This is a genomic window from Pseudomonas sp. BC42 (assembly GCF_021560055.1).
Classification (GTDB): domain Bacteria; phylum Pseudomonadota; class Gammaproteobacteria; order Pseudomonadales; family Pseudomonadaceae; genus Aquipseudomonas.
This window is the reverse complement of sequence record NZ_CP091067.1, coordinates 214,148-232,869: the sequence shown is the minus strand read 5'-3', so window position 1 is coordinate 232,869 and position 18,722 is coordinate 214,148. Positions and strand designations below refer to the sequence as shown.

The following is an 18,722-nucleotide window of genomic DNA, read 5'->3' as shown; positions in this document are numbered from 1 at the left end:
GGACTACTTTTCGCCAGTTCCTACCGGCAGCACATCGCTGCCGCGCCAGCGACGTACCGAGCGCTGGAAGAACAGGCTGTTGGGCACCTGGACCATGGCGCTGCCGGTACCGGCTTCTTCGGACTCGATCAGGGTGGTGTACAAAAGGTTGATCGCCACCACCCGGCCCTTGACCCCAGGCTTGTCGACGGTGTCCACCAGCTCCACCACGTCGCCAAGGCGGAACGGGCCGACGGTGAAGATCAGGATCGCGCACAGCAGGTTGGAGAGCACGCTCCACATGGCGAAGAACGCCACCGCCGCCACGGCGACGAAGCCGGACAGTGCGGTCCACAACACCGTGGCGGAAACCCCCAGGCGCTCCAGGACGAAGATCACCGCGCTGCCCATGATCAGCCAGCGCAAGCCACCGCGCAGGGGCATCAGCAACTGCGGCGGGAACGGGTAACGCTCGCCCAGGCGGGTCAGGCCGCGAGCGACAAAGCGCTGGGCCAGGTAGCCCGCCAGGAGAATCAGCAGGATCTGCACACCCACCCACAGCGGACCGATCCACTGCGCCGGCAACGGCAACTGCAGCGCTTCCATCAGGAGAGCGCCTCCAGCTCCGCCTGCATGCTTTCCAGCAGCTCCAGGGCCTCCATCCAGGCTTCTTCCAGCTCGGACTCACGGGTCTTGAGCTTGGCTTGTTCAGCCAACAGATCCCGCAGCTCATCCTTGCGCACAGCCTCGTACAGACCGCTGTCGCCCAGGCTGGTCTCGATCCTGGCCAGGCGCTCATGCACCTTGCCCAACTCGGCTTCCAGCTTGTCGGCCTCGCGCTTGTGTGGCGCCAGTTGCTGACGCAACGCCGCGGCGGCCTGGCGCTGGGCCTTCTTGTCGGTCTTGTCCGGGTTGACCGGGGTGTTGCTGACCGGGGCATTGCGCTGGCGGTAATCCACCAGCCAACGGGTGTAGTCGTCCAGGTCGCCGTCGAACTCCTCGACCTTGCCGTCGGCCACCAGGAAGAAGTTGTCCGTGGTGCTCTTGAGCAGATGGCGATCGTGGGACACCACCAATACCGCGCCACTGAACTCTTGCAGGGCCATGGTCAGGGCCAGGCGCATCTCCAGGTCCAGGTGGTTGGTGGGTTCGTCGAGCAGCAACAGGTTCGGCCGCTCCCAGGCGATCAGCGCCAGGGCCAGGCGGGCTTTTTCGCCGCCGGAGAAGTTCAGCACCGGCTCGTCGATCCGGGCGCCCCGGAAGTCGAAACCGCCGAGGAAATCACGCAGGGTCTGCTCGCGCTCGGTGGGGGCCAGGCGCTGCAAGTGCAGCAAGGGGCTGGCCTTGGAATCCAGGGAGTCGAGCTGATGCTGGGCAAAGTAGCCGACCACGGTGTTCTCGCCCCGGGTCAGGCGTCCGGACAACGGCTGGAGTTCGCCGGAGAGGTTCTTGATCAGGGTCGACTTGCCGGCGCCGTTGGGGCCCAGCAGACCGATCCGCGCGCCCGGGGTCAGCTGCAGCTTGACCTTCTCCAGGATCGTGCGCTCGCCATACCCCAGACGGGCATCGGAGAGGTCGATCAGCGGGCTGGAAATCTTCGTCGACTCACGGAAGGTGAAGTCGAACGGCGAATCAACGTGGGCCGCCGACAGCTCCTCCATGCGCTCCAGGGCCTTGATCCGGCTCTGGGCCTGACGAGCCTTGGTGGCCTGAGCCTTGAAGCGGGCGATGTAGCTTTCCATGTGCGCGCGCTGCGCCTGCTGCTTCTCGTAGGCCTGCTGTTGCTGGGCCAGCCGCTCGGCACGGGCGCGCTCGAAGGCGCTGTAGCCACCGCGATAGAGGGTGATCTTGCGTTGATCGACATGGGCGACGTGATCGACCACGGCATCGAGGAAATCCCGGTCGTGGGAGATCAGCAGCAAGGTGCCGGGGTAACCCTTGAGCCAGTCTTCGAGCCAGATGATGGCGTCGAGGTCCAAGTGGTTGGTCGGTTCGTCGAGCAGCAACAGGTCCGAGGGACACATCAGCGCCTGGGCCAGGTTCAGGCGCATCCGCCAGCCCCCGGAGAAGTCGCCGACCTGGCGGTCCATCTGCTCGTTGGTGAAGCCCAGGCCGGCCAGCAGCTTGCGCGCCCGGGCGTCGGCGGTGTAACCGTCGGCGCTGTCCAGCTCGGCATGCAGACGTGCTTGCGCGGCGCCGTCGTGGGCCGCTTCCGCGGCGGCCAGGTCGCGTTGCACCTGGCGCAGGCGCAGGTCGCCGTCGAGCACATAGTCCACCGCCAGGCGCTCGAGGGTATCGACCTCCTGACGCATGTGGGCAATGCGCCAATCGGCGGGCAGGAAGCAGTCACCCGAATCCGGGTGCAGCTCCCCGCGCAGCAGGGCGAACAGGCTGGATTTGCCGGCGCCGTTGGCACCGATCAGGCCGGCTTTCTGGCCGGCGTGCAGGGTCAGCTCGGCGTCTTCTAGCAGACGTTGCGGGCCACGCTGTAAAGTCAGGTTCTGAAGTCGAATCATAATGGCGGCGGAGTCTACCAGCTTCGTTCGCAACTGGCGCGAGTAGCACTATGTCCTCTGACCTGTGGAGTTTTTCCCTTAGCACCTATGCCCTTCCCGGCGTGCAGGAGGCCTGCCTGCAACTGCAGGACAGTGGCGCCAATGTCTGCCTGTTGCTCTGTGGCGCCTGGCTGGGCCAGCGAGGCGTCAGTTGCGACGCTCAGCGTTTGCAGCAGTTGCAGACGCTGGCGGCGCCCTGGCAGCGCGACGTGATTCAACCCTTGCGCGACTTGCGCACCGGCTGGCGCCAGGCGGCCCGCGAGGACAGTGAATTGAGCGCCTTGCGCGAACAGGTCAAGACCCTGGAGCTGGAAGCCGAACGGCAATTGCTGTTGCGCTTGCAGGAGCGGGTACGGCCATGGCCGGACTCTCAGGCAAAGAGCCTGGACGACTGGCTGGAGGGATTGGCGGCCGAAGCCGCCGAACGCAACCGCAACGCGCTGCAGGTGCTGCGCGTCGCGGTGACCGGCGCTTAGGAAGCGCTGGAGGGAGTGCCGGCAGCAGCCGGTGCAGGCGCGGCGGCTGGGGTGCTCGCCGGAGCAGTTGAAGACGCCGCGGGCGCCGGAGCAGCAGGTTTGGCCGCAGCAGGCGCAGGTGCAGCCGGCTTGGCCGCTGGAGTGGCGGTTTTGGTGGCGGCTGGCTTGGCGACCGCCGGTTTTTTCGCGGCAGGTTTTGCCGCTGGTTTCGCTGCAGGCTTGGCTGCTGGCTTGGCCGCAGGTTTCGCTGCCGATGCCGCCGCAGGCTTGGCCGCCGCTGCCGGTTTGCTGGCAGGCTTGGCCGCAGTTTTTGCCGGGGCTTTTGCTACCGCAGGTTTAGCGGCAGTTTTGCTCGCTGCCGGTTTGGCAGCAGCGGTTTTGGTGGCTGCTGGCTTGGCGGCTGGTTTAGCGGCCACGGGTTTGGCAGCAGGCTTGGCGGCGGTTTTGGCTGCTGGCTTGGCGGCAGCGGTCTTGGTGGCAACCGGTTTGGCAGCAGCAGGCTTAGCCGCTACGGGCTTGCTCGCCGCAGGTTTGGCGGCGCTGGCGGCAGCAGGTTTTTTCGCAGCGGGTTTGGCTGCTGGCTTGGCAGCGGATTTGGCCGGCGCCTTGGTCGCAGGCTTGGCTGCCGGCTTCTTCGCCGCCACGGTGTCCGGCTTGGCATCACGAGTGCTCAATGCCTTGGCAACCGCTTCCTTCACACGACCAACACCTTGAGCCAATTTCAGGCTTTCCTGGGCATCGCGCTTGAGTTGCAGAATGTAGCTGCGGGTCTGGGCCTGGCGTTCTTTCAATGCGTCCAGCAGGTCTTCGAGTTCCTTGACCGCGGTCTTGGCCTTGGCTTGTGCCTTGGCCTTGCCGGCCGCCGCGGCATCCTGCAATTTGGTGCGCGACTTGTGCAGTTTTTCCTGTGCCTTGCCTCGTTGTTTTTCCAGCTTGGCGAGCAGTTTTTCAGCATCAGCCAAGGCTTGGGAACAAGCGTTTTCCAAATGTTCGAGCAAGCTGCCCGACAACTGTTGGAGCAAATGCAACGGAGTATTTACAGGCTTCTTATTGGCCGACATGGTTTACCTCCTGGCTGACGTGAGTTGCGGCTCATACTAGACCTCTGCTGTTACCGCCGCTAGGGCATGTTGACAGTATCGAAAGCCCGGCGTTGCAGCCGACGGAAAATGTTCTTCGCCGCCATCGAAGTTGCTCACCAACCCGCCCTTTGTCGCTGGCATAATCCACCGCTACTCAGGCCGGAGAGTGCCCATGTCGCGTTACCTGTTTTTGTCCTTGAGCCTGTTCTTGCCCCTGGCGCAGGCTGCTGCCGAAGCACCGCCCAACGACGCTCATGATCTTGCCTACAGCCTGGGCGCGAGCCTCGGCGAACGACTGCGCGACGAAGTCCCCGACCTGCAGATCCAGGCGTTGGTGGAGGGATTGAAAGCCGCCTACCAAGGCAAGCCGCTGGCCCTCAAGAGCGAGCGCATCGAGCAGCTCCTGGCCCAGCACGAAGCGCAGATCAGCGAACAGTCGGCGCGGTCGCAGATCGAGACGGCGCTGGAAAACGAACGACGCTTTCTCGATCAGGAAAAAGCCAAGCCCGGCGTGCGCCAGCTGGCTGACGGCATCCTGCTGACCGAGCTGGCACCGGGCAGCGGCAACAAGGCCAGCCCCAACGGTTCGGTCCAGGTGCGCTACACCGGGCGCCTGCCTGACGGCACCGTGTTCGATCAGACACAACAGCCTCAATGGTTTCGCCTGGACAGCGTGATTGCCGGCTGGCGCATCGCCCTGGCGCAGATGCCCACCGGTGCCAGATGGCGGCTGGTGATTCCTTCGGACCAGGCCTATGGCACCGAAGGCGCCGGCGACCTGATCGCGCCCTACACGCCGCTGGTGTTCGATATCGAATTGCTGGGCGTTGCCGGCTGAGTCGCAGAAACAAAAACGGCACGCCTTGGCGTGCCGATTTCTGCTGCTCGAACCTGTATTCAGGCCTGAGCGACCGCGTCCTGCTTGTGGGCGTTGTGCAACACTTCGATCAGGCAATCTTCCAGTTCGAAGCGTTCGTGCAACAGGCCGCCCAGTTCCTTGAACTTCTGCGCCACACACTGACCCGCATCGCACAGATCGTTGAACGCCAGGAGCTTTTCGGTGATCACGTCGATACGCGGATAGAGGGTATCGGCCAGTTCCAGACCGCGCTTGTCGCCAAAGGCCTTGGCTTCGCTGGTCAGCTGTTCGTAGATTTCAAAATGTCCGGCGGAAACATAGTCCACCAGAATCCCGCAGAACTCCTGCAGGGGCTTTTTGCTCTCGCTCAACGCCTCCGGCTCGGCGCCCAGCGCATCATAGGCTCGAACCAGTTCGTGACGCTCCTGCAACCAGCGATCGATCAGCAGATGCACTCCACCCCAGCGTTCCTGAGCATTCTGACAACTTTCGAGCATGGTGATCTCTCTTCCCTTATGGGTCATGCCGTCTGCCCGCCGCCCCCCTTGTTGGAGACTCTGGATCCGGTCGGACACAACAGCATCGAGCAACATAATTCCGGTGACAGGTGCGGGCCAGATTATGCCCGCTCGACAACAGCATCAAGGTACGCAGGAGATAAAGTTCATACAAGCGTTTAATCCGCGGCCTGCCACCAAACACTGACTCAGGGCAACGCCTCAACCCTGCGTGCAGCCCGCATCATGCACAGCAGACGATAACCGCTGAAGATCAGCATGATCAGGAAAAACAGCAGGCTCCATTCGGGCAGGCTCATGTCCAACAGCGTCCAGGTGACCTCGGCGCAATCCGAGGTGCCCCTGAAGGTCAGCTGCAGCGCCTGCCACCAGGACAGCTGGCGCAGCATGAAAGGCATGTCCGGCAGACAGGCCAGGAGTTGCTCGGACGGAATGTTCTGCAACAGCACATGACGCCCGGCGGTGATCACCCCTAGCAGGCCCAGCACCAGGTTGAATCCCCAGTAGAGCGCTCGCCCGACACGCCCCGGCCCTTGCACCACAGCCAGCAGGTTGACCCCGCCGAACATCAGCAGCAACAAGCGCTGCACGCCCCACAACGGGCAGGACTCAAGGCCGCCACCGGTTTGCAGGTTGAATGCCGCCCATGAGGCCAAGGCCCCCGCCAGGAACACCAGGGAGAACAGCACGCGGGAGCCTGCCAGCGACATGAGATATCCGTAACACAAAGAAACAGGCAGCCACGGTAGAGAAAGCGCTCGCGGCTTTCAAGAAGCGCTATGCCGCAGTCGATCGACGAGAGTCAGCGAGCAAGTTCTGCAAACCGGGCAAAAAAAGGCCGGTTGCCCATTACAGGCAACCGGCCCTGACAGCGCTTCAGGCCCGCGCCGGAACCGGCAACGGTGAGGCCAACAGACGCTCGTCGAGCATGCCCAGGCCCTCCTGGAACAGTTGGTTGCTGCGATCGGTATCGCCCAACTGTGCCAGCAACCGGGCCAGCTCGGCACAGGTTTCAGGATTGCGCTGCAGACGCAGGCTGCTTTCCAGGTAGTCCCGGGCCTTGCCCCACAGGCTGTTCTGCAGGCACAGGCGCCCCAGGGTCAGCAGCAGACCGGGATCGTCAGCATGCTCCTTCAGCCAGTGCTCGGCGGTCTGCAACTGACGGGACGGGTCGCTACCACGCACCAGGCCGTAAAGCCGCGCCAGATGGCTTTCGTATTTGCGCTTGATGGCGGTACGCAGCGCCTCTTCGGCTTCGGCACCAGCCCCCAGCTGACGCAACTGCTCGGCGTAGGCCAGCACCAGTTGCGGCTCCTGACGTTGCGCCGAGGTCAGTTGTTGCCAGGCGCGATTGAGAGACTGCAAGCCCGCCACCTGATCCTCTTCACGACGCGCCGCCAGGCTCAGGTTCTCGCCCCAGGCCCGACGTTCCAGCTCCTGCAACTCGCTGGCCGGCAGCGCCTTGTCCTTGCGCAATTCGGGCAGCAAGCGGATCAGCGCCGACCAGTCGCCACGCTGCTGATGCAAACGCTGCAACTGACGCAACACCTGAACGCTGTGCGGATGACGCTCGTGCATGGCTTGCAGGGTGCTCAGGGCGCCTTCGGTGTCGCCCCGATCGGTCTGCAACTGAGCATGACTCAAGGCCACCGCCAACTCCGCCTGGGGCTGCCGGGTCAGCGCCCGCTCCAGTAACCGGTCGCACTCTTCGTAGTGCCCTTGCTCGTTGGCGGCACGGGCCGCACCGAGGTAGTACAGCAACGGCTGGCGCTCGGCCTCGGCGGCACGGTGCAGGTGCTTTTGCGCGCTGGCCCAGCGACCTTCGGCCAGGTCCATCTGGCCCTGCTCGATGGCGATCTGCACCCGGCGACTGCGGTTGCGGCGCGACCAGGGATTGACCACGCCACCGGAAACCATCACCAGCTCGATCAACAGCTTGATACCCCAGATCACCAGCCAGATCAGCGCCACCAGGGCCAGGGTCGCCCACAAGCTCGATTCATAACGGAAATTGCTGTAGGCGATCAGCACGTAGCCGGGATGCTCGGCGATGGCCAGCCCCAGCAAGCCGATGGCGGCGATGACCAACAGCACAATCACGTAGGCGCGTTTCATGGGCTGGTCTCCTGGGCGGTGTTCGCCGCAGGCTTGGCCAGAGGCTTGATGGAGTCCTCAGCGTTGAAGTTGCGCCGCTCAAGATAGGCCTGGACCGCGCTCAGGGTCTTGGCCAGGTCTGGAGTGACCACGGTCACCGGCTGCTTGCTCAGTTCGGACAGGCGCTCGAGCATGATCTTGCTCTGCGGATTGTCCTGATTGAAGTTACCGACCAGCACATCCCGGGCCTCGGTCAGCGCCTGGGTATAAACCGGCGCCTGACCATTCAAGGCCGCCCACTGGGCCTGTTCCAGCGCCAGACTCAGGGCCAGGCGCACCTGAGTCAGGCCCTGCCCCGCCAGCAGCGGACGGATGTTCTTGTCGGCATTGAAGTCGATACGGAAGTAGCGGGAGATCTGATCCCACCACTGCGCCCAGCGGCTTGCGCCATCGCCGTCGGCGGTCAGCCCCAGTAATGATTCGCCGCGGTCCTTGAATTCCGGTGCCACCGCACTCAGCTCCAGGACTTGATCGCGCAGGGCGCCCAACTGCAGGAACAGACCGGTGCGATCCGGCTGCTCGGTGCTGCGCAAGGCCGCCAGGCTCTTGGCCAACTGCTCGCGTGCAGCGAAAGAGCCCGGGTCGTTCTGCTCACGCAGGATATCGTCGGCGCCCTGGACCAGGGCCTGGGCACTGCTGATGTCCTGCAGCGCGGACAGACGCAGACTGGCCAGGCGCAACAGGTGTTCGGCTTCGGCCAGGCGCCAGTCCTTGCGGCTGGCCCCCAGCACGGTTTCCAGGCGCTGACTCAGACGCTGCTGATCACCTTGCAGCTGGGCCACGAGACGCCGCCGGTCTTCCAGCTCGTCGGCGGGCGGCAACTGCTCAAGGCGCGCACTCAGGCGCTGTTCACTGAGTTTGAAGCTCTGGGCCTGATCCCCCAGGGCCTGCAACTGACTCAGTTGCTGCTGGTGATTGGCTTGCAGGCTGCGCACCTGCCAGATCCCCCAGCCACCGGCCGCGACACCCGCCGCCCCCAGCAGCAGGGCCAGCAGCGCCAACCCGTTGCCACGACGCTCAACGGTTGGGGTCGTGGGCTCAGCAGGTGTTTCGGACACCGGCTGGACTTCATCTTTAGGCAAGGCTGTTTCGCTCACGTATCCATCCTTTGCGTTAGAGAACGGGCACGGGTTGCTCCCGTAACGCCGTTAGCAAAGCCGCGGCACTGGCGCCGCGACAATCCACAACTTTTTCCGCCCCGGCGGCACGCGCCATGTCGGCGACCCGGGGGCTTGGAACAAACAACGGCATCCGCGCCAACTGCGGCCAGTCCGCTCCGGCCAGCTGCAGCAAATGGCTGAAACCCTGTCCACTGCTGACCACCAGCCCGTTCAAGCGTTCCCCCGCAATCTTGCGCAACAGCGCATCCTCGGCGTAACGCGGGAGGCACCGGCGGTAGAGTTCCAGATAATCGACACTAGCACCTAGGTCGCGCAAGCGCTCAGAGAGCAGCTCACGACCACCCTCGCCACGCACGATCAGCACCCGGGGATCGGGCCGGCAGATAGCCTCGCGCAATTGGGGAAGGGCAAGCAAGGCTTCACTGTCATCCCCCGCCTGTGGGTAGAACACCTGCAAACCGGCGTCCGCAAGGATCTGCCCGGTACCGGCGCCCACGGTAAACCAGCTCTGGGACGGGGGCTCTGGCCAATAGGCGCGCAGCAGTTTCAGGCCAAGATGGGCCGCCGGCTTGCTGACCACGATCAGCGCACAGTAACGATCCAGTTCAAGCAGGGTTGCGCGTTGCGCGTCAGTGACGGGCAAGGCCTGAATCTCCAGCAACGGCAGGCTGCTGCTGAACACCTGGGCGTCGGCCAGGATCGCTGCCAGTGCAGCACAATCCTCGCTCGGCCGGGTCAGCAGCAGGCGCCAGCCGGTCACTCTTGCTCCGCCTCGCCGTACACCGCGCGCAGGATGTCATCGGCGCCCTGGGCCAGCAGGTCGTCCGCCACTTGCACCCCCAGCTCGCTGGCAGATGCTCTAGGGCCACGGGCTTCGGCGCTGAGCAGCAGGCCGCCGCTAGGCTCGCCCACCAGGCCGCGCAGCCAGATCTGTTCGCCTTCGAGCACCGCGTAACAGGCGATCGGCACCTGACAACCACCGTTGAGGTGCTTGTTCAGCGCGCGCTCGGCCGTGACCCGGCTGGCGGTATCGGCATGATGCAGAGGGGCCAGCAGAGCGTGGATTTCAGTGTCGGCACTGCGACATTCGATGCCGACCGCGCCCTGGCCACCGGCAGGCAGGCTATCGTCGACACTGATGGAGGAGCTGATGCGCTCTTCGAATCCCAGACGGATCAGACCGGCTGCAGCCAGGATGATGGCGTCGTATTCGCCGGCGTCCAGCTTGGCCAGCCGGGTATTGACGTTGCCCCGCAGAAAACGGATCTGCAGGTCAGGGCGACGGGTCAGCAACTGGGCCTGGCGGCGCAGGCTGGAGGTACCCACGACGCTGCCTGGCGGCAACTGTTCAAGGCTTTCGTAGGTATTGGAGACAAAGGCGTCGCGCGGATCTTCGCGTTCACAGATGCAGAACAGGCCCAGACCTTCGGGGAAGTCCATGGGCACGTCCTTCATCGAGTGCACGGCGATGTCGGCCTGGTTCTCCAGCAGTGCGGTTTCCAGCTCCTTGACGAACAGCCCCTTGCCGCCAATTTTCGACAGGGGCGAGTCCAGCAGTTTGTCACCGCGGCTGACCATGGGCACCAGGGTCACGACAAGGCCCGGATGGGCCTCTTGCAGACGGGCTTTGACGTATTCGGCCTGCCACAAGGCCAGAGCACTTTTGCGGGTAGCGATGCGGATTTCGCGAGAGGACATGGATCAATCCGTACTGAATAGATACGGCAGATAATAACAGCTCAGCCAAAGCAGCTTTGACTTGTATCAGAAACGCAGCGTCCTCCCGACGTCGGGCCTGCTTTGATAAGCGAGCAAACGATCGCGCTAGAGCTGTTGCATCATCTTGCGCACGCCCGCTACGTGGCGCCGGCTGACGATCAGGGCATCGCCATTGAGCCCCTTGAGGTACAGCTGGAAATGCCCCAGCGGCGTTCGTTGCAGGCGCTCGATCCGCTCGCGGGCCACCAATGCATTGCGGTGAATACGCACAAAGCGATCACCGAATTCGTCTTCCAGGGCCTTCAAGGGTTCGTCCAGAAGCACTTCGCCACTTTCGTGACGCAAGGTCACGTACTTGTGGTCGGCAATGAAATACACCACCTGAGCCAGGGGAATCAGTTCGATGCCCTTACGGGTTCGCGCGCTGATGTGGCTACGCGGACCGTTGCCGCTCTCCGCTGCCGGCCGAGTCAGGGCCGCCAGTTGCACACGGTTGGGCTTTTCGGCCGCTTTCAAGGCTTCGAGCAACAGCTCGGGGCGCACGGGCTTGACCAGATGGCAGACGCCACTGGCATTGAAGGCCTCAAGGGCGAATTCATCCGGAGCCGCACAAAACACCAGAGCCGGAGGCGTCTCGCGTTCGCACAATTTACCGGCAACCTGCAGCCCATCCAGACCCGGCATGCGGACATCGAGCAAAACGATATCCGGCTTCAGGCTGTCGATCAGGCTCAATGCCTCTTCGCCATTGGTGGCGCTGGGCTCCAGGACACTGTACCCCTCAAGCTCACTGACCATCCGGCTCAGGCGCTCGCGGGCTTGGGGTTCGTCATCAACGATCAGGACATTCATATTGCGCTGGATTCCTGCGTGAGTCTCGCACAAGGATAGCGTAGACAGGTGGAGTGACGTCCGTCACCGCGATCCACGCTAAGACTAGTGCGAAGGCCAAAAAGTGCCGCAAGTCGGGCACCAATATTTACCCGTACCTGCCCGATACCGCCCAAGGTCGGTGGCTGCGCGACGGTGCCGCAGGGAATGCTGGTATTCAACACAAAGCCCCCCTCGTGACTGTGGTCGGCGTCCACCTTGTCCGCACCCACCTCGTTTCATGGGCGGATTGCCAGGACCTGCGCGGTGTGAACTCGATGGACAGGCCCACTGCGAACACGCGAGGGGGTGTTACGCAATTGTGCCGGTCCTCCTGTCCAACTGTAGACGGTTGCCAAGACGATATTGCTCAATCGACAAATATCGTTTGATCGATATCACCTTCCACACTCAAGGCTTCCTGCCCCTGACGCGCCACGGATTGTCCCGGTGCCAGTCTCTGCGCCCTCATGACCGGCGACAAGCCATGCGGCGGCGCCCCGAAGAAAAAAGCTGCCGACCAGTGCCAGCGACAGCCGAGGCAACCCTGTTATCATCGGCGCCTGTTTTTCACGCCATCTTCCTTCAGCAGATCACGAGCGAATTCATGAGCACTGACAAGACCAATCAGTCCTGGGGCGGCCGCTTCAGTGAACCCGTCGACGCCTTCGTCGCCCGCTTCACCGCCTCTGTCACTTTCGACCAGCGCCTGTATCGCCACGACATCATGGGCTCCATCGCCCACGCCACCATGCTGGCCAAGGTCGGCGTGCTCACCGACGCCGAGCGCGACAGCATCATCGACGGCCTGAAGACCATCCAGGGCGAGATCGAGGCCGGCAGCTTCGACTGGCGCGTGGACCTTGAAGACGTGCACATGAACATCGAGGCGCGCCTCACCGATCGCATCGGCATCACCGGCAAGAAGCTGCACACCGGTCGCAGCCGCAACGATCAGGTGGCCACCGACATCCGCCTGTGGCTGCGGGACGAGATCGACCTGATCCTGGCCGAGATCACCCGCCTGCAAAAAGGCCTGCTGGAGCTGGCCGAGCGCGAAGCCGAAAGCATCATGCCGGGCTTCACCCACCTGCAGACCGCCCAGCCCGTGACCTTCGGCCACCACATGCTGGCCTGGTTCGAAATGCTCAGCCGTGACTACGAGCGCCTGGTGGACTGCCGCAAGCGCACCAACCGCATGCCCCTGGGCAGCGCCGCACTGGCCGGCACCACCTATCCGATCGATCGCGAGCTGACCTGCCAGCTACTGGGCTTTGAAGCCGTGGGCGGCAACTCCCTGGACAGCGTTTCGGACCGCGATTTCGCCATCGAATTCTGCGCCGCCGCCAGCGTGGCAATGATGCACCTGTCGCGCTTCTCCGAAGAACTGGTGCTGTGGACCAGCGCGCAATTCCAGTTCATCGATCTGCCGGACCGCTTCTGCACCGGCAGCTCGATCATGCCGCAAAAGAAAAACCCCGACGTACCGGAACTGGTGCGGGGCAAGAGTGGCCGGGTGTTCGGCGCACTGATGGGCCTGCTGACCCTGATGAAGGGCCAGCCCCTGGCCTACAACAAGGACAATCAGGAAGACAAGGAACCGCTGTTCGACGCCGCCGACACCCTGCGCGACTCGCTGCGGGCCTTCGCCGACATGATCCCGGCCATCAAGCCCAAGCACGCCATCATGCGCGAAGCGGCACTGCGCGGTTTCTCCACCGCCACCGACCTGGCGGACTACCTGGTGCGCCGTGGCCTGCCATTCCGCGACTGCCACGAAATCGTCGGCCACGCGGTGAAGTACGGCGTGGAAACCGGCAAGGACCTGGCAGAAATGAGCCTGGATGAACTGCGCCAGTTCAGCGACCAGATCGAGCAGGACGTGTTCGCCGTGCTGACCCTGGAAGGTTCGGTGAATGCCCGTAACCACATCGGCGGCACCGCACCGGCCCAGGTCCGGGCGGCCGTGGTTCGCGGACAGGCCTTGCTGGCCAGTCGCTAGGCCGTCGCCGGTGAGCCTGCTGCATCAGCAGGCTCACCAGTCACCCGCGCCACCTTGAGCGACGCTACTTCCTGGCCGCCACCATGGCCAGGAACTGCGGCATCGCCGCCTCTCTATCCGCTGCTACTCGCTGGGCATTGGGCAACTGTTCCAGGCGCTCCAGCAAGGCTTTCGCCGCCGGCATCCCCTCCAGAAAGTCCACCCCGAACAGCTTGTGCCCGACCGCCCGGGCCAGGGTCACGCTGTAGAGAAAATACAGATCCGCCACACTCAGGCTGTCGCCGGCCACATAAGGCGCAAATTTGCCGTGCCGCGCCAGGGAGGCAAACCCTAGCAGCAACTCAGCCTTGGACTTTTCCTGGATCGCCGGGGCCACCGACATACCGAAGAACGCCTCGGGGTAACAGGCCCGCGCCGGCAGCTCGATATACAGTTCGATCTCCCTGGCCAGCGCCAGCACCTGGGCACGCTGGTATGGATCGCTGGGCAACAGCGCCCGACCTGGTTGGGTGTGCTCCAGGTATTCGAGAATCACACTGGTTTCGTTCAGGTACCCCTGCTCGACCTCAAGCACCGGAACCTTGCCCCGTGGACTGATGGCCAATGCCTCAGGAGTCTGGCCACCGGAAAAAGGCACCTCTTCGAAAGGCAGGCCTTTCTCCAGCAACGCCAGCTTGACCATGTTGTAGTAGTTGCTGACAGAGAAACCGTAAAGCTTGAGCATCACATAGCCTCCAGGCCGTGCAGGGGGTTGGCAGCATTTTTTATAGAAGCCCAATGCACTTCTGGCCAGCAGCATCACCACCCTGAATACGAGTAAACTGGCGACCTTTCCTTGAGGAGCCTGCCATGAGCGAGCCAACCGATATCGACAACGACGAAGAAGAGTTCGCCGAAAACACCCTGATCGAAGCGATCGAAAACCAGATCGAAAGTGACAACCCGCCGGCAGCCAAAGCCACGTTCAACAAACTGACCCTGGTGGGTTACGAACGGGAAGAAATCCTCAATCTCATGGCTCACGTCCTGGCCATCGAGATCGACGCGATTCTCGAGGAAGACCGCGCCTTCGATACCCAATGGTACGAAGCCGCCTTGCGCGCCCTGCCGCAACTGCCGCCCGAGAAGTCCTGAGCCCGCAGCACCGGAGCGCTGCCCGCCGCAACGCTCCGGCGCCGCGCTCCCGCCCCGACTACACTGCAGGCACCCTGCGGCCAAACACCGCCACCCCCAGGTACAAAAGTCCTCAGCGAACGCTGGACACGCCGCCGTTCTGCGGTCACCTTAGGAACGCTGACCTCTCATTCCTAGAAAGTCTGGAGTCCTTATGTCGTATACCCCTGAGTTGGTTGCCGAACTGGAAATCCTTGCACTCTTCAATCTGGACAACTCCCAGGAAGGCCTGAAAATCCATCAGACCGCTGCCCCTTCCGCCATTGCCGCTGCCCAACGCCTGTTCGACAAAGAACTGATTACCCAAGCCGATGGAGGCTACCTGACCAGTCTTGGCCGCGACGCCGCCGAGCACGCCCAAGGCCTGCTGACCATCCTGAGCGTCAAAGAAACAGCCTGAACATCGTTCCTCGGCCTGCGGGGTTCCCGTCTGTCGGATTCCGTAGGCACCCTCCCGCCAATACGCTAGAAATCTGGCGTCAAAAAAATAAATTGAGCTTAAGACTCGGCCCTGTCTGACGCTAAACTGCTGCCGTTCCGAACCCCGTCACCTTCGAGCTCCGCTTGAAATGCCCCATACCCATGAAATCCGTCCCGTTCTGGATGAAGGAATCGATCGCAAGGTTCTCAGTCGACTGCGCACGCGCTTCCTTACCGTCAATCAAGGACGCCTGGCTCGGGCCATGGAGGGGTTGTCGGCACGCCAGCAACTGGTCCTCAACCTGCTGCCGCTGTTCTTTCACGTCAATCACCCGCTGCTGCCCGGCTATGTCTCCGGCGCTACCCCGGCGGGGCTGTCCAACTATGAACCCGATCCGCAGGCCCTGGCCGAAGCCCAGCGCCTGACCCGATCCTTTTCCTACAAGCCGCGCCATGGCAACCCGCCGCGGCCGATTCACGGGCTGTTTCTCATGGGCAGCCTGGGCACCCTGGCCCAGGCCGACCAGAGCGATATGGATGTCTGGGTCTGCCACGCCGCAGACTTGAGTGAAACCGAGCTGGCCGAACTGCAGAAGAAATGCCAGCTGCTGGAAGCCTGGGCTGCCAGCCAGGGCGCCGAAGCTCATTTCTTCCTGATCGACCCCAGCCGCTTTGTCCGCGGCGAACGCGACACCCAGCTCAGCTCGGATGATTGCGGCACCACCCAGCATTATCTGCTGCTGGACGAGTTCTACCGCACCGCCATCTGGCTGGCCGGACGCACGCCGCTGTGGTGGCTGGTGCCGGTGTACGAGGAGTCCCGCTACGAGCGCTACATCCACACCCTGCTCTCCAAGCGCTTCGTACCCGCCGAAGAGAATCTGGACCTGGGCCACATGGCACGCATTCCGCCCGGCGAGTTCATCGGGGCCGGACTCTGGCAGTTGTTCAAGGGCATCGAGTCTCCCTACAAATCGGTACTCAAGCTGCTGCTGATCGAGGTCTATGCCAGCGAGCATCCCAGGGTCCAGTGCCTGAGCCTGCGCTTCAAGCAGGCGGTGTTCGCCAACCGCCTGGACCTGGACGAGCTCGACCCCTACATCGTGGTCTACCGACGCATCGAGGAGTACCTCAAGGCCCGGGGAGAGCCGGAACGCCTGGAGCTGGTCAGACGCAGCCTGTACCTCAAGGTCAATCGCAAGCTCACCCATGGCAATGGCGCCCGCAGCCCGAACTGGCAGCGGGCCCTGCTGGAGCGCCTGGCCAGCGAGTGGGGCTGGGATCAGCGCCAGCTGGCCCTGCTGGACAGCCGCAGCCAATGGAAGGTGCGCCAGGTCAGCAGCGAACGCCGGGCCCTGGTCAACGAGCTCAACTACAGCTATCGCTTCCTGACCCAGTTCGCCCGCACCGAACAGGCCGCCAGCCTGATCAACAAGCGTGATTTGAACGTGCTGGGCCGACGCCTGTACGCCGCCTTCGAACGCAAGGCCGGGAAGATCGAGTTCATCAATCCCGGCATCGCCCCGGACCTCGCGGAAGACACCCTGACCCTGGTGCAGTCGCCGAACAAGAAAGAACCGGGACAAACCTACTGGGGCCTGTACAACGGCAACCTGACCGCACTGGAATGGGAACATTTCGCCCCGATCAAGCGCAGCCGGGAACTGCTGGAGCTGCTCACCTGGTGTCATCGCAACGGAGTGATCGACAGCAGTACGCGCCTGGCCTTGCACCCTGGCAGCAGCGATCTGAGCGAGTTCGAACTGTTCAACCTGCTGGGCAGCCTGCAGCAGACGGTGGCCCTGCCACTGGCCACGGCGGACGAAGACCAGCTACTGCACGCCAGCGTCCCCAGCGAAGTACTGATTCTGGTGAACGTCGGAGTCGACCCCCTCAAGCATCACCGCGACCTGAACATTCTCATGACCACCGAACGCACCGACTCCCTGAGCTATGCCGGGGTCCGGGAGAATCTGGTGCTGACCCTGGATCAGGTCACCCTCAATAGCTGGAACGAGGTCATGGTCGACCGCTACGACGCCGAGCATGCACTGCTCGATTGCCTGCGCGATTACCTGAACAGCCTGCCTGCCGGGCCCCAGCCGCGCCTCAGGGTCCGCTGCTTCTGCCACAACCGCGCGCAATTCATCGCCCGGCGGGTAGAGGAGCTGTTCGAAACCGCGCAGCACCTGTTGCTCAGCCAGCTCAACTACCGCTACCTGATCCAGGTGCAGCAGCACTATCACGTCCTGGAACTGGTGGCTGGCCAGGTACGGCACCAGGCCATGGCCAATCCTGCCGCACTGCTGGAATACCTGGGCCAGGAACAGGCCTGCTACAGCCCCCTGCACCTGGACCCGATGGCCCTGGAAGATCACGACCTGGCGCTGATCCTGCCCATGGGCCAGCCGGGCTGCATCCAGGTGTTCTACCGAATCGTCGACGAGCAGGCCGAGCTGTATCTGCTCGACGAGCACAATGCCCTGTGGCAGCAGACCCTGCCCTATCACGACGAGCACAGCCTGCTGGTGCCACTGCAGCGTTTCCTGCAGTCGATTCTCTACCGTCGCGATGCGCTGTTGCCGATGAGCAGCAACCCAGGCGAGAAACCTTTGGACACACTCTACTTTCAGGTATTGCCCTCGGGCAGCGGCCGGGCACGCCGGGTTGAGCCGCGGCCGGCACCGCCGACGCCGGTCGACAAGGCCTTTTATGACGTGCAGGCGATCATCGGCAAGGCCGCACCGGGTCAGGTGCAAGTCTCGCTGTACTGCAATCAACGGGAGTTTTCCGAGCTGGAATATGGCGATCAGCTGTTTGGCGCAGTGGCTCAGGACATCGTCGCCCAGCGCCGCGAACCGCAGCGCTATCGCTGCTACATCACCGACCTGGACCTGTCCGGCCTGCTCGGTGATGGACAGAGTCCGAGCATTCTCTACCTGCGTTACAAGGCCAGCCTGGAGCGCGCGCTGAATGACGCGCTCGAGCAGGTCTAGCCGCTATCAGAGGTGGTAGTCGCCGGCGGCTTCCGGCTGGTATTCCACTTCCAGCAGCGTCAGCTTCAGGGTCTTGCCGCCCGGGGCCGGCCAGTCGATGTATTGACCGACCTGCAGGCCCAGCAAGGCACTGCCCACTGGCGCGAGGATCGAAATCTTGCCCTCGTCGGCATTGGCGTCCTGTGGATAAACCAGAGTCAGGTGATAGTCCTTGCCGCTGCTTTCTTCACGGCAGTGCACACGCGAATTCATGGTGACGACACCGGCCGGAACTTCATCGTGACCCACCAGCGTTTCGGCACGATCCAACTCGGTTTGCAGTGCGATGACGCCTGGCAGCGAGTCGTCCAGGCTGTCGATCAGACGCTCCAGACGTTGCACGTCAAGGCGGGTAAGGATGATGGATGGTGCAGTACTCATGATCCTGGCTGACTCCTATTTTTTCTGCACAAAAAAGCAAAACCCCGCCAAATAAGACGGGGTTCTCACCGGCCTCGATGTAGCGAGGCGAAGCCGGACACTATCACAGCACACTGAATAAACAAACCGTACGAGTACGAACCTAAAGTCCCTCCGCGGCCACGCTCTGCTTGCGCAGCAACGCCTGGGCACAGATCACTCGCCGACGCTGATCATCGGCCGAGCGCCACTCGCGAATGTCCTCGACATGACGAAAGCAACCGCGACAGACCTTCTGCTCATCGAGACGGCACAGGCTGATGCACGGCGAACTCACCGCCGGACTGACGTTGCTGTAGAGGGGCTTGGGCGGGCGCACGGCAGCGGGCTCGGTCACGA

General features: G+C 63.1%; 19 protein-coding genes. 6 read left to right on the top strand and 13 right to left on the bottom strand.

All coding sequences use genetic code 11. The annotated features are described in order from the left end of the window. Window positions 1-3: 3 nt before the first annotated feature. Both L1O02_RS01095 and L1O02_RS01090 read right to left on the bottom strand, forming a co-directional pair. Window positions 4-585: a mechanosensitive ion channel family protein gene (locus tag L1O02_RS01095; protein ID WP_025130900.1), complete on the bottom strand. Its 582-nt coding sequence runs from the start codon at window positions 583-585 to the stop codon at window positions 4-6. Continuing rightward, window positions 585-2,495 (bottom strand): ATP-binding cassette domain-containing protein, encoded by a 1,911-nt coding sequence (locus tag L1O02_RS01090; protein WP_108545023.1) that lies wholly within the window; start codon window positions 2,493-2,495, stop codon window positions 585-587. The genes L1O02_RS01095 and L1O02_RS01090 overlap by 1 nt, the downstream gene beginning before the upstream one ends. Window positions 2,496-2,545: 50 nt before the next feature. Here L1O02_RS01090 and L1O02_RS01085 point away from each other — a divergent pair, with 50 nt between their 5' ends. Continuing rightward, window positions 2,546-3,010 (top strand): TIGR02444 family protein, encoded by a 465-nt coding sequence (locus L1O02_RS01085; protein WP_108545022.1) that lies wholly within the window; start codon window positions 2,546-2,548, stop codon window positions 3,008-3,010. Here the strand turns inward: L1O02_RS01085 and L1O02_RS01080 are convergent. Further along, window positions 3,007-4,071 (bottom strand): AlgP family protein, encoded by a 1,065-nt coding sequence (locus L1O02_RS01080; protein WP_108545021.1) that lies wholly within the window; start codon window positions 4,069-4,071, stop codon window positions 3,007-3,009. The genes L1O02_RS01085 and L1O02_RS01080 overlap by 4 nt on opposite strands. Before the next feature lie 193 nt (window positions 4,072-4,264). Here L1O02_RS01080 and L1O02_RS01075 point away from each other — a divergent pair, with 193 nt between their 5' ends. After that, window positions 4,265-4,930, top strand: coding sequence for an FKBP-type peptidyl-prolyl cis-trans isomerase (locus L1O02_RS01075; RefSeq protein ID WP_060844944.1), 666 nt, complete (start codon window positions 4,265-4,267; stop codon window positions 4,928-4,930). A gap of 59 nt (window positions 4,931-4,989) precedes the next feature. Here L1O02_RS01075 and L1O02_RS01070 read toward each other — a convergent pair whose 3' ends face one another. The 7 genes from L1O02_RS01070 to L1O02_RS01040 form a co-directional block, all read right to left on the bottom strand. Continuing rightward, window positions 4,990-5,448: an Rsd/AlgQ family anti-sigma factor gene (locus L1O02_RS01070; protein ID WP_060841672.1), complete on the bottom strand. Its 459-nt coding sequence runs from the start codon at window positions 5,446-5,448 to the stop codon at window positions 4,990-4,992. A gap of 209 nt (window positions 5,449-5,657) precedes the next feature. Continuing rightward, window positions 5,658-6,179, bottom strand: coding sequence for a disulfide bond formation protein B (locus tag L1O02_RS01065; protein WP_060841673.1), 522 nt, complete (start codon window positions 6,177-6,179; stop codon window positions 5,658-5,660). A 166-nt stretch (window positions 6,180-6,345) separates the two neighbouring features. Then, on the bottom strand, window positions 6,346-7,584 hold the full coding sequence (locus L1O02_RS01060; protein ID WP_060841674.1) for a heme biosynthesis protein HemY: 1,239 nt from the start codon (window positions 7,582-7,584) through the stop codon (window positions 6,346-6,348). Then, window positions 7,581-8,720, bottom strand: a complete 1,140-nt coding sequence (locus L1O02_RS01055; protein WP_108545020.1) for a uroporphyrinogen-III C-methyltransferase — start codon at window positions 8,718-8,720, stop codon at window positions 7,581-7,583. Before L1O02_RS01055 ends, L1O02_RS01060 begins: the two co-directional genes overlap by 4 nt. A gap of 16 nt (window positions 8,721-8,736) precedes the next feature. Beyond that, window positions 8,737-9,504 carry a uroporphyrinogen-III synthase gene (locus L1O02_RS01050; RefSeq protein WP_060844946.1) on the bottom strand — a complete coding sequence of 256 codons (768 nt, stop codon included), beginning with the start codon at window positions 9,502-9,504 and terminating at the stop codon, window positions 8,737-8,739. After that, window positions 9,501-10,442 (bottom strand): hydroxymethylbilane synthase, encoded by a 942-nt coding sequence (gene hemC / locus L1O02_RS01045; protein WP_108545019.1) that lies wholly within the window; start codon window positions 10,440-10,442, stop codon window positions 9,501-9,503. The genes L1O02_RS01050 and hemC overlap by 4 nt, the downstream gene beginning before the upstream one ends. Before the next feature lie 126 nt (window positions 10,443-10,568). Further along, complete coding sequence (locus L1O02_RS01040; protein WP_060841678.1) at window positions 10,569-11,315, bottom strand: LytTR family DNA-binding domain-containing protein; 747 nt, start codon at window positions 11,313-11,315, stop codon at window positions 10,569-10,571. Between the two features lie 625 nt (window positions 11,316-11,940). Here L1O02_RS01040 and argH point away from each other — a divergent pair. Then, window positions 11,941-13,335, top strand: coding sequence for an argininosuccinate lyase (gene argH, locus L1O02_RS01035; protein ID WP_060841679.1), 1,395 nt, complete (start codon window positions 11,941-11,943; stop codon window positions 13,333-13,335). A gap of 64 nt (window positions 13,336-13,399) precedes the next feature. Here argH and L1O02_RS01030 read toward each other — a convergent pair whose 3' ends face one another. Beyond that, window positions 13,400-14,059, bottom strand: a complete 660-nt coding sequence (locus L1O02_RS01030; RefSeq protein ID WP_060844949.1) for a glutathione S-transferase — start codon at window positions 14,057-14,059, stop codon at window positions 13,400-13,402. A 125-nt stretch (window positions 14,060-14,184) separates the two neighbouring features. Between L1O02_RS01030 and L1O02_RS01025 the strand changes: the two genes are divergently transcribed. The 3 genes from L1O02_RS01025 to L1O02_RS01015 all read left to right on the top strand — a co-directional run bounded on the left by L1O02_RS01025 (window position 14,185) and on the right by L1O02_RS01015 (window position 17,924). Then, window positions 14,185-14,469 carry a hypothetical protein gene (locus L1O02_RS01025; RefSeq protein ID WP_060841681.1) on the top strand — a complete coding sequence of 95 codons (285 nt, stop codon included), beginning with the start codon at window positions 14,185-14,187 and terminating at the stop codon, window positions 14,467-14,469. A gap of 193 nt (window positions 14,470-14,662) precedes the next feature. Continuing rightward, on the top strand, window positions 14,663-14,908 hold the full coding sequence (locus tag L1O02_RS01020; protein WP_016966944.1) for a TIGR02647 family protein: 246 nt from the start codon (window positions 14,663-14,665) through the stop codon (window positions 14,906-14,908). Window positions 14,909-15,077: 169 nt separating this feature from the next. Then, window positions 15,078-17,924, top strand: a complete 2,847-nt coding sequence (locus L1O02_RS01015) for a class I adenylate cyclase (RefSeq protein WP_060841682.1) — start codon at window positions 15,078-15,080, stop codon at window positions 17,922-17,924. 6 nt (window positions 17,925-17,930) lie between these two features. On the opposite strand, the gene rnk is transcribed toward L1O02_RS01015, so the two are convergent. Further along, window positions 17,931-18,344, bottom strand: a complete 414-nt coding sequence (gene rnk, locus L1O02_RS01010) for a nucleoside diphosphate kinase regulator (protein WP_011064182.1) — start codon at window positions 18,342-18,344, stop codon at window positions 17,931-17,933. 142 nt (window positions 18,345-18,486) lie between these two features. After that, on the bottom strand, window positions 18,487-18,720 hold the full coding sequence (locus L1O02_RS01005) for a DUF1289 domain-containing protein (RefSeq protein WP_016966946.1): 234 nt from the start codon (window positions 18,718-18,720) through the stop codon (window positions 18,487-18,489). Between the last annotated feature and the right edge of the window lie 2 nt (window positions 18,721-18,722).

Bases quoted from the DNA above. Each gene is read 5' to 3' on its own strand.
- L1O02_RS01095 (WP_025130900.1), bottom strand. From the start codon at position 585: ATGGAAGCGCTGCAGTTGCCGTTGCCGGCGCAGTGGATCGGTCCGCTG.
- L1O02_RS01090 (WP_108545023.1), bottom strand. From the start codon at position 2,495: ATGATTCGACTTCAGAACCTGACTTTACAGCGTGGCCCGCAACGTCTG.
- L1O02_RS01085 (WP_108545022.1), top strand. From the start codon at position 2,546: ATGTCCTCTGACCTGTGGAGTTTTTCCCTTAGCACCTATGCCCTTCCC.
- L1O02_RS01080 (WP_108545021.1), bottom strand. From the start codon at position 4,071: ATGTCGGCCAATAAGAAGCCTGTAAATACTCCGTTGCATTTGCTCCAA.
- L1O02_RS01075 (WP_060844944.1), top strand. From the start codon at position 4,265: ATGTCGCGTTACCTGTTTTTGTCCTTGAGCCTGTTCTTGCCCCTGGCG.
- L1O02_RS01070 (WP_060841672.1), bottom strand. From the start codon at position 5,448: ATGCTCGAAAGTTGTCAGAATGCTCAGGAACGCTGGGGTGGAGTGCAT.
- L1O02_RS01065 (WP_060841673.1), bottom strand. From the start codon at position 6,179: ATGTCGCTGGCAGGCTCCCGCGTGCTGTTCTCCCTGGTGTTCCTGGCG.
- L1O02_RS01060 (WP_060841674.1), bottom strand. From the start codon at position 7,584: ATGAAACGCGCCTACGTGATTGTGCTGTTGGTCATCGCCGCCATCGGC.
- hemC (WP_108545019.1), bottom strand. From the start codon at position 10,442: ATGTCCTCTCGCGAAATCCGCATCGCTACCCGCAAAAGTGCTCTGGCC.
- L1O02_RS01040 (WP_060841678.1), bottom strand. From the start codon at position 11,315: ATGAATGTCCTGATCGTTGATGACGAACCCCAAGCCCGCGAGCGCCTG.
- argH (WP_060841679.1), top strand. From the start codon at position 11,941: ATGAGCACTGACAAGACCAATCAGTCCTGGGGCGGCCGCTTCAGTGAA.
- L1O02_RS01030 (WP_060844949.1), bottom strand. From the start codon at position 14,059: ATGCTCAAGCTTTACGGTTTCTCTGTCAGCAACTACTACAACATGGTC.
- L1O02_RS01025 (WP_060841681.1), top strand. From the start codon at position 14,185: ATGAGCGAGCCAACCGATATCGACAACGACGAAGAAGAGTTCGCCGAA.
- L1O02_RS01020 (WP_016966944.1), top strand. From the start codon at position 14,663: ATGTCGTATACCCCTGAGTTGGTTGCCGAACTGGAAATCCTTGCACTC.
- L1O02_RS01015 (WP_060841682.1), top strand. From the start codon at position 15,078: ATGCCCCATACCCATGAAATCCGTCCCGTTCTGGATGAAGGAATCGAT.
- rnk (WP_011064182.1), bottom strand. From the start codon at position 18,344: ATGAGTACTGCACCATCCATCATCCTTACCCGCCTTGACGTGCAACGT.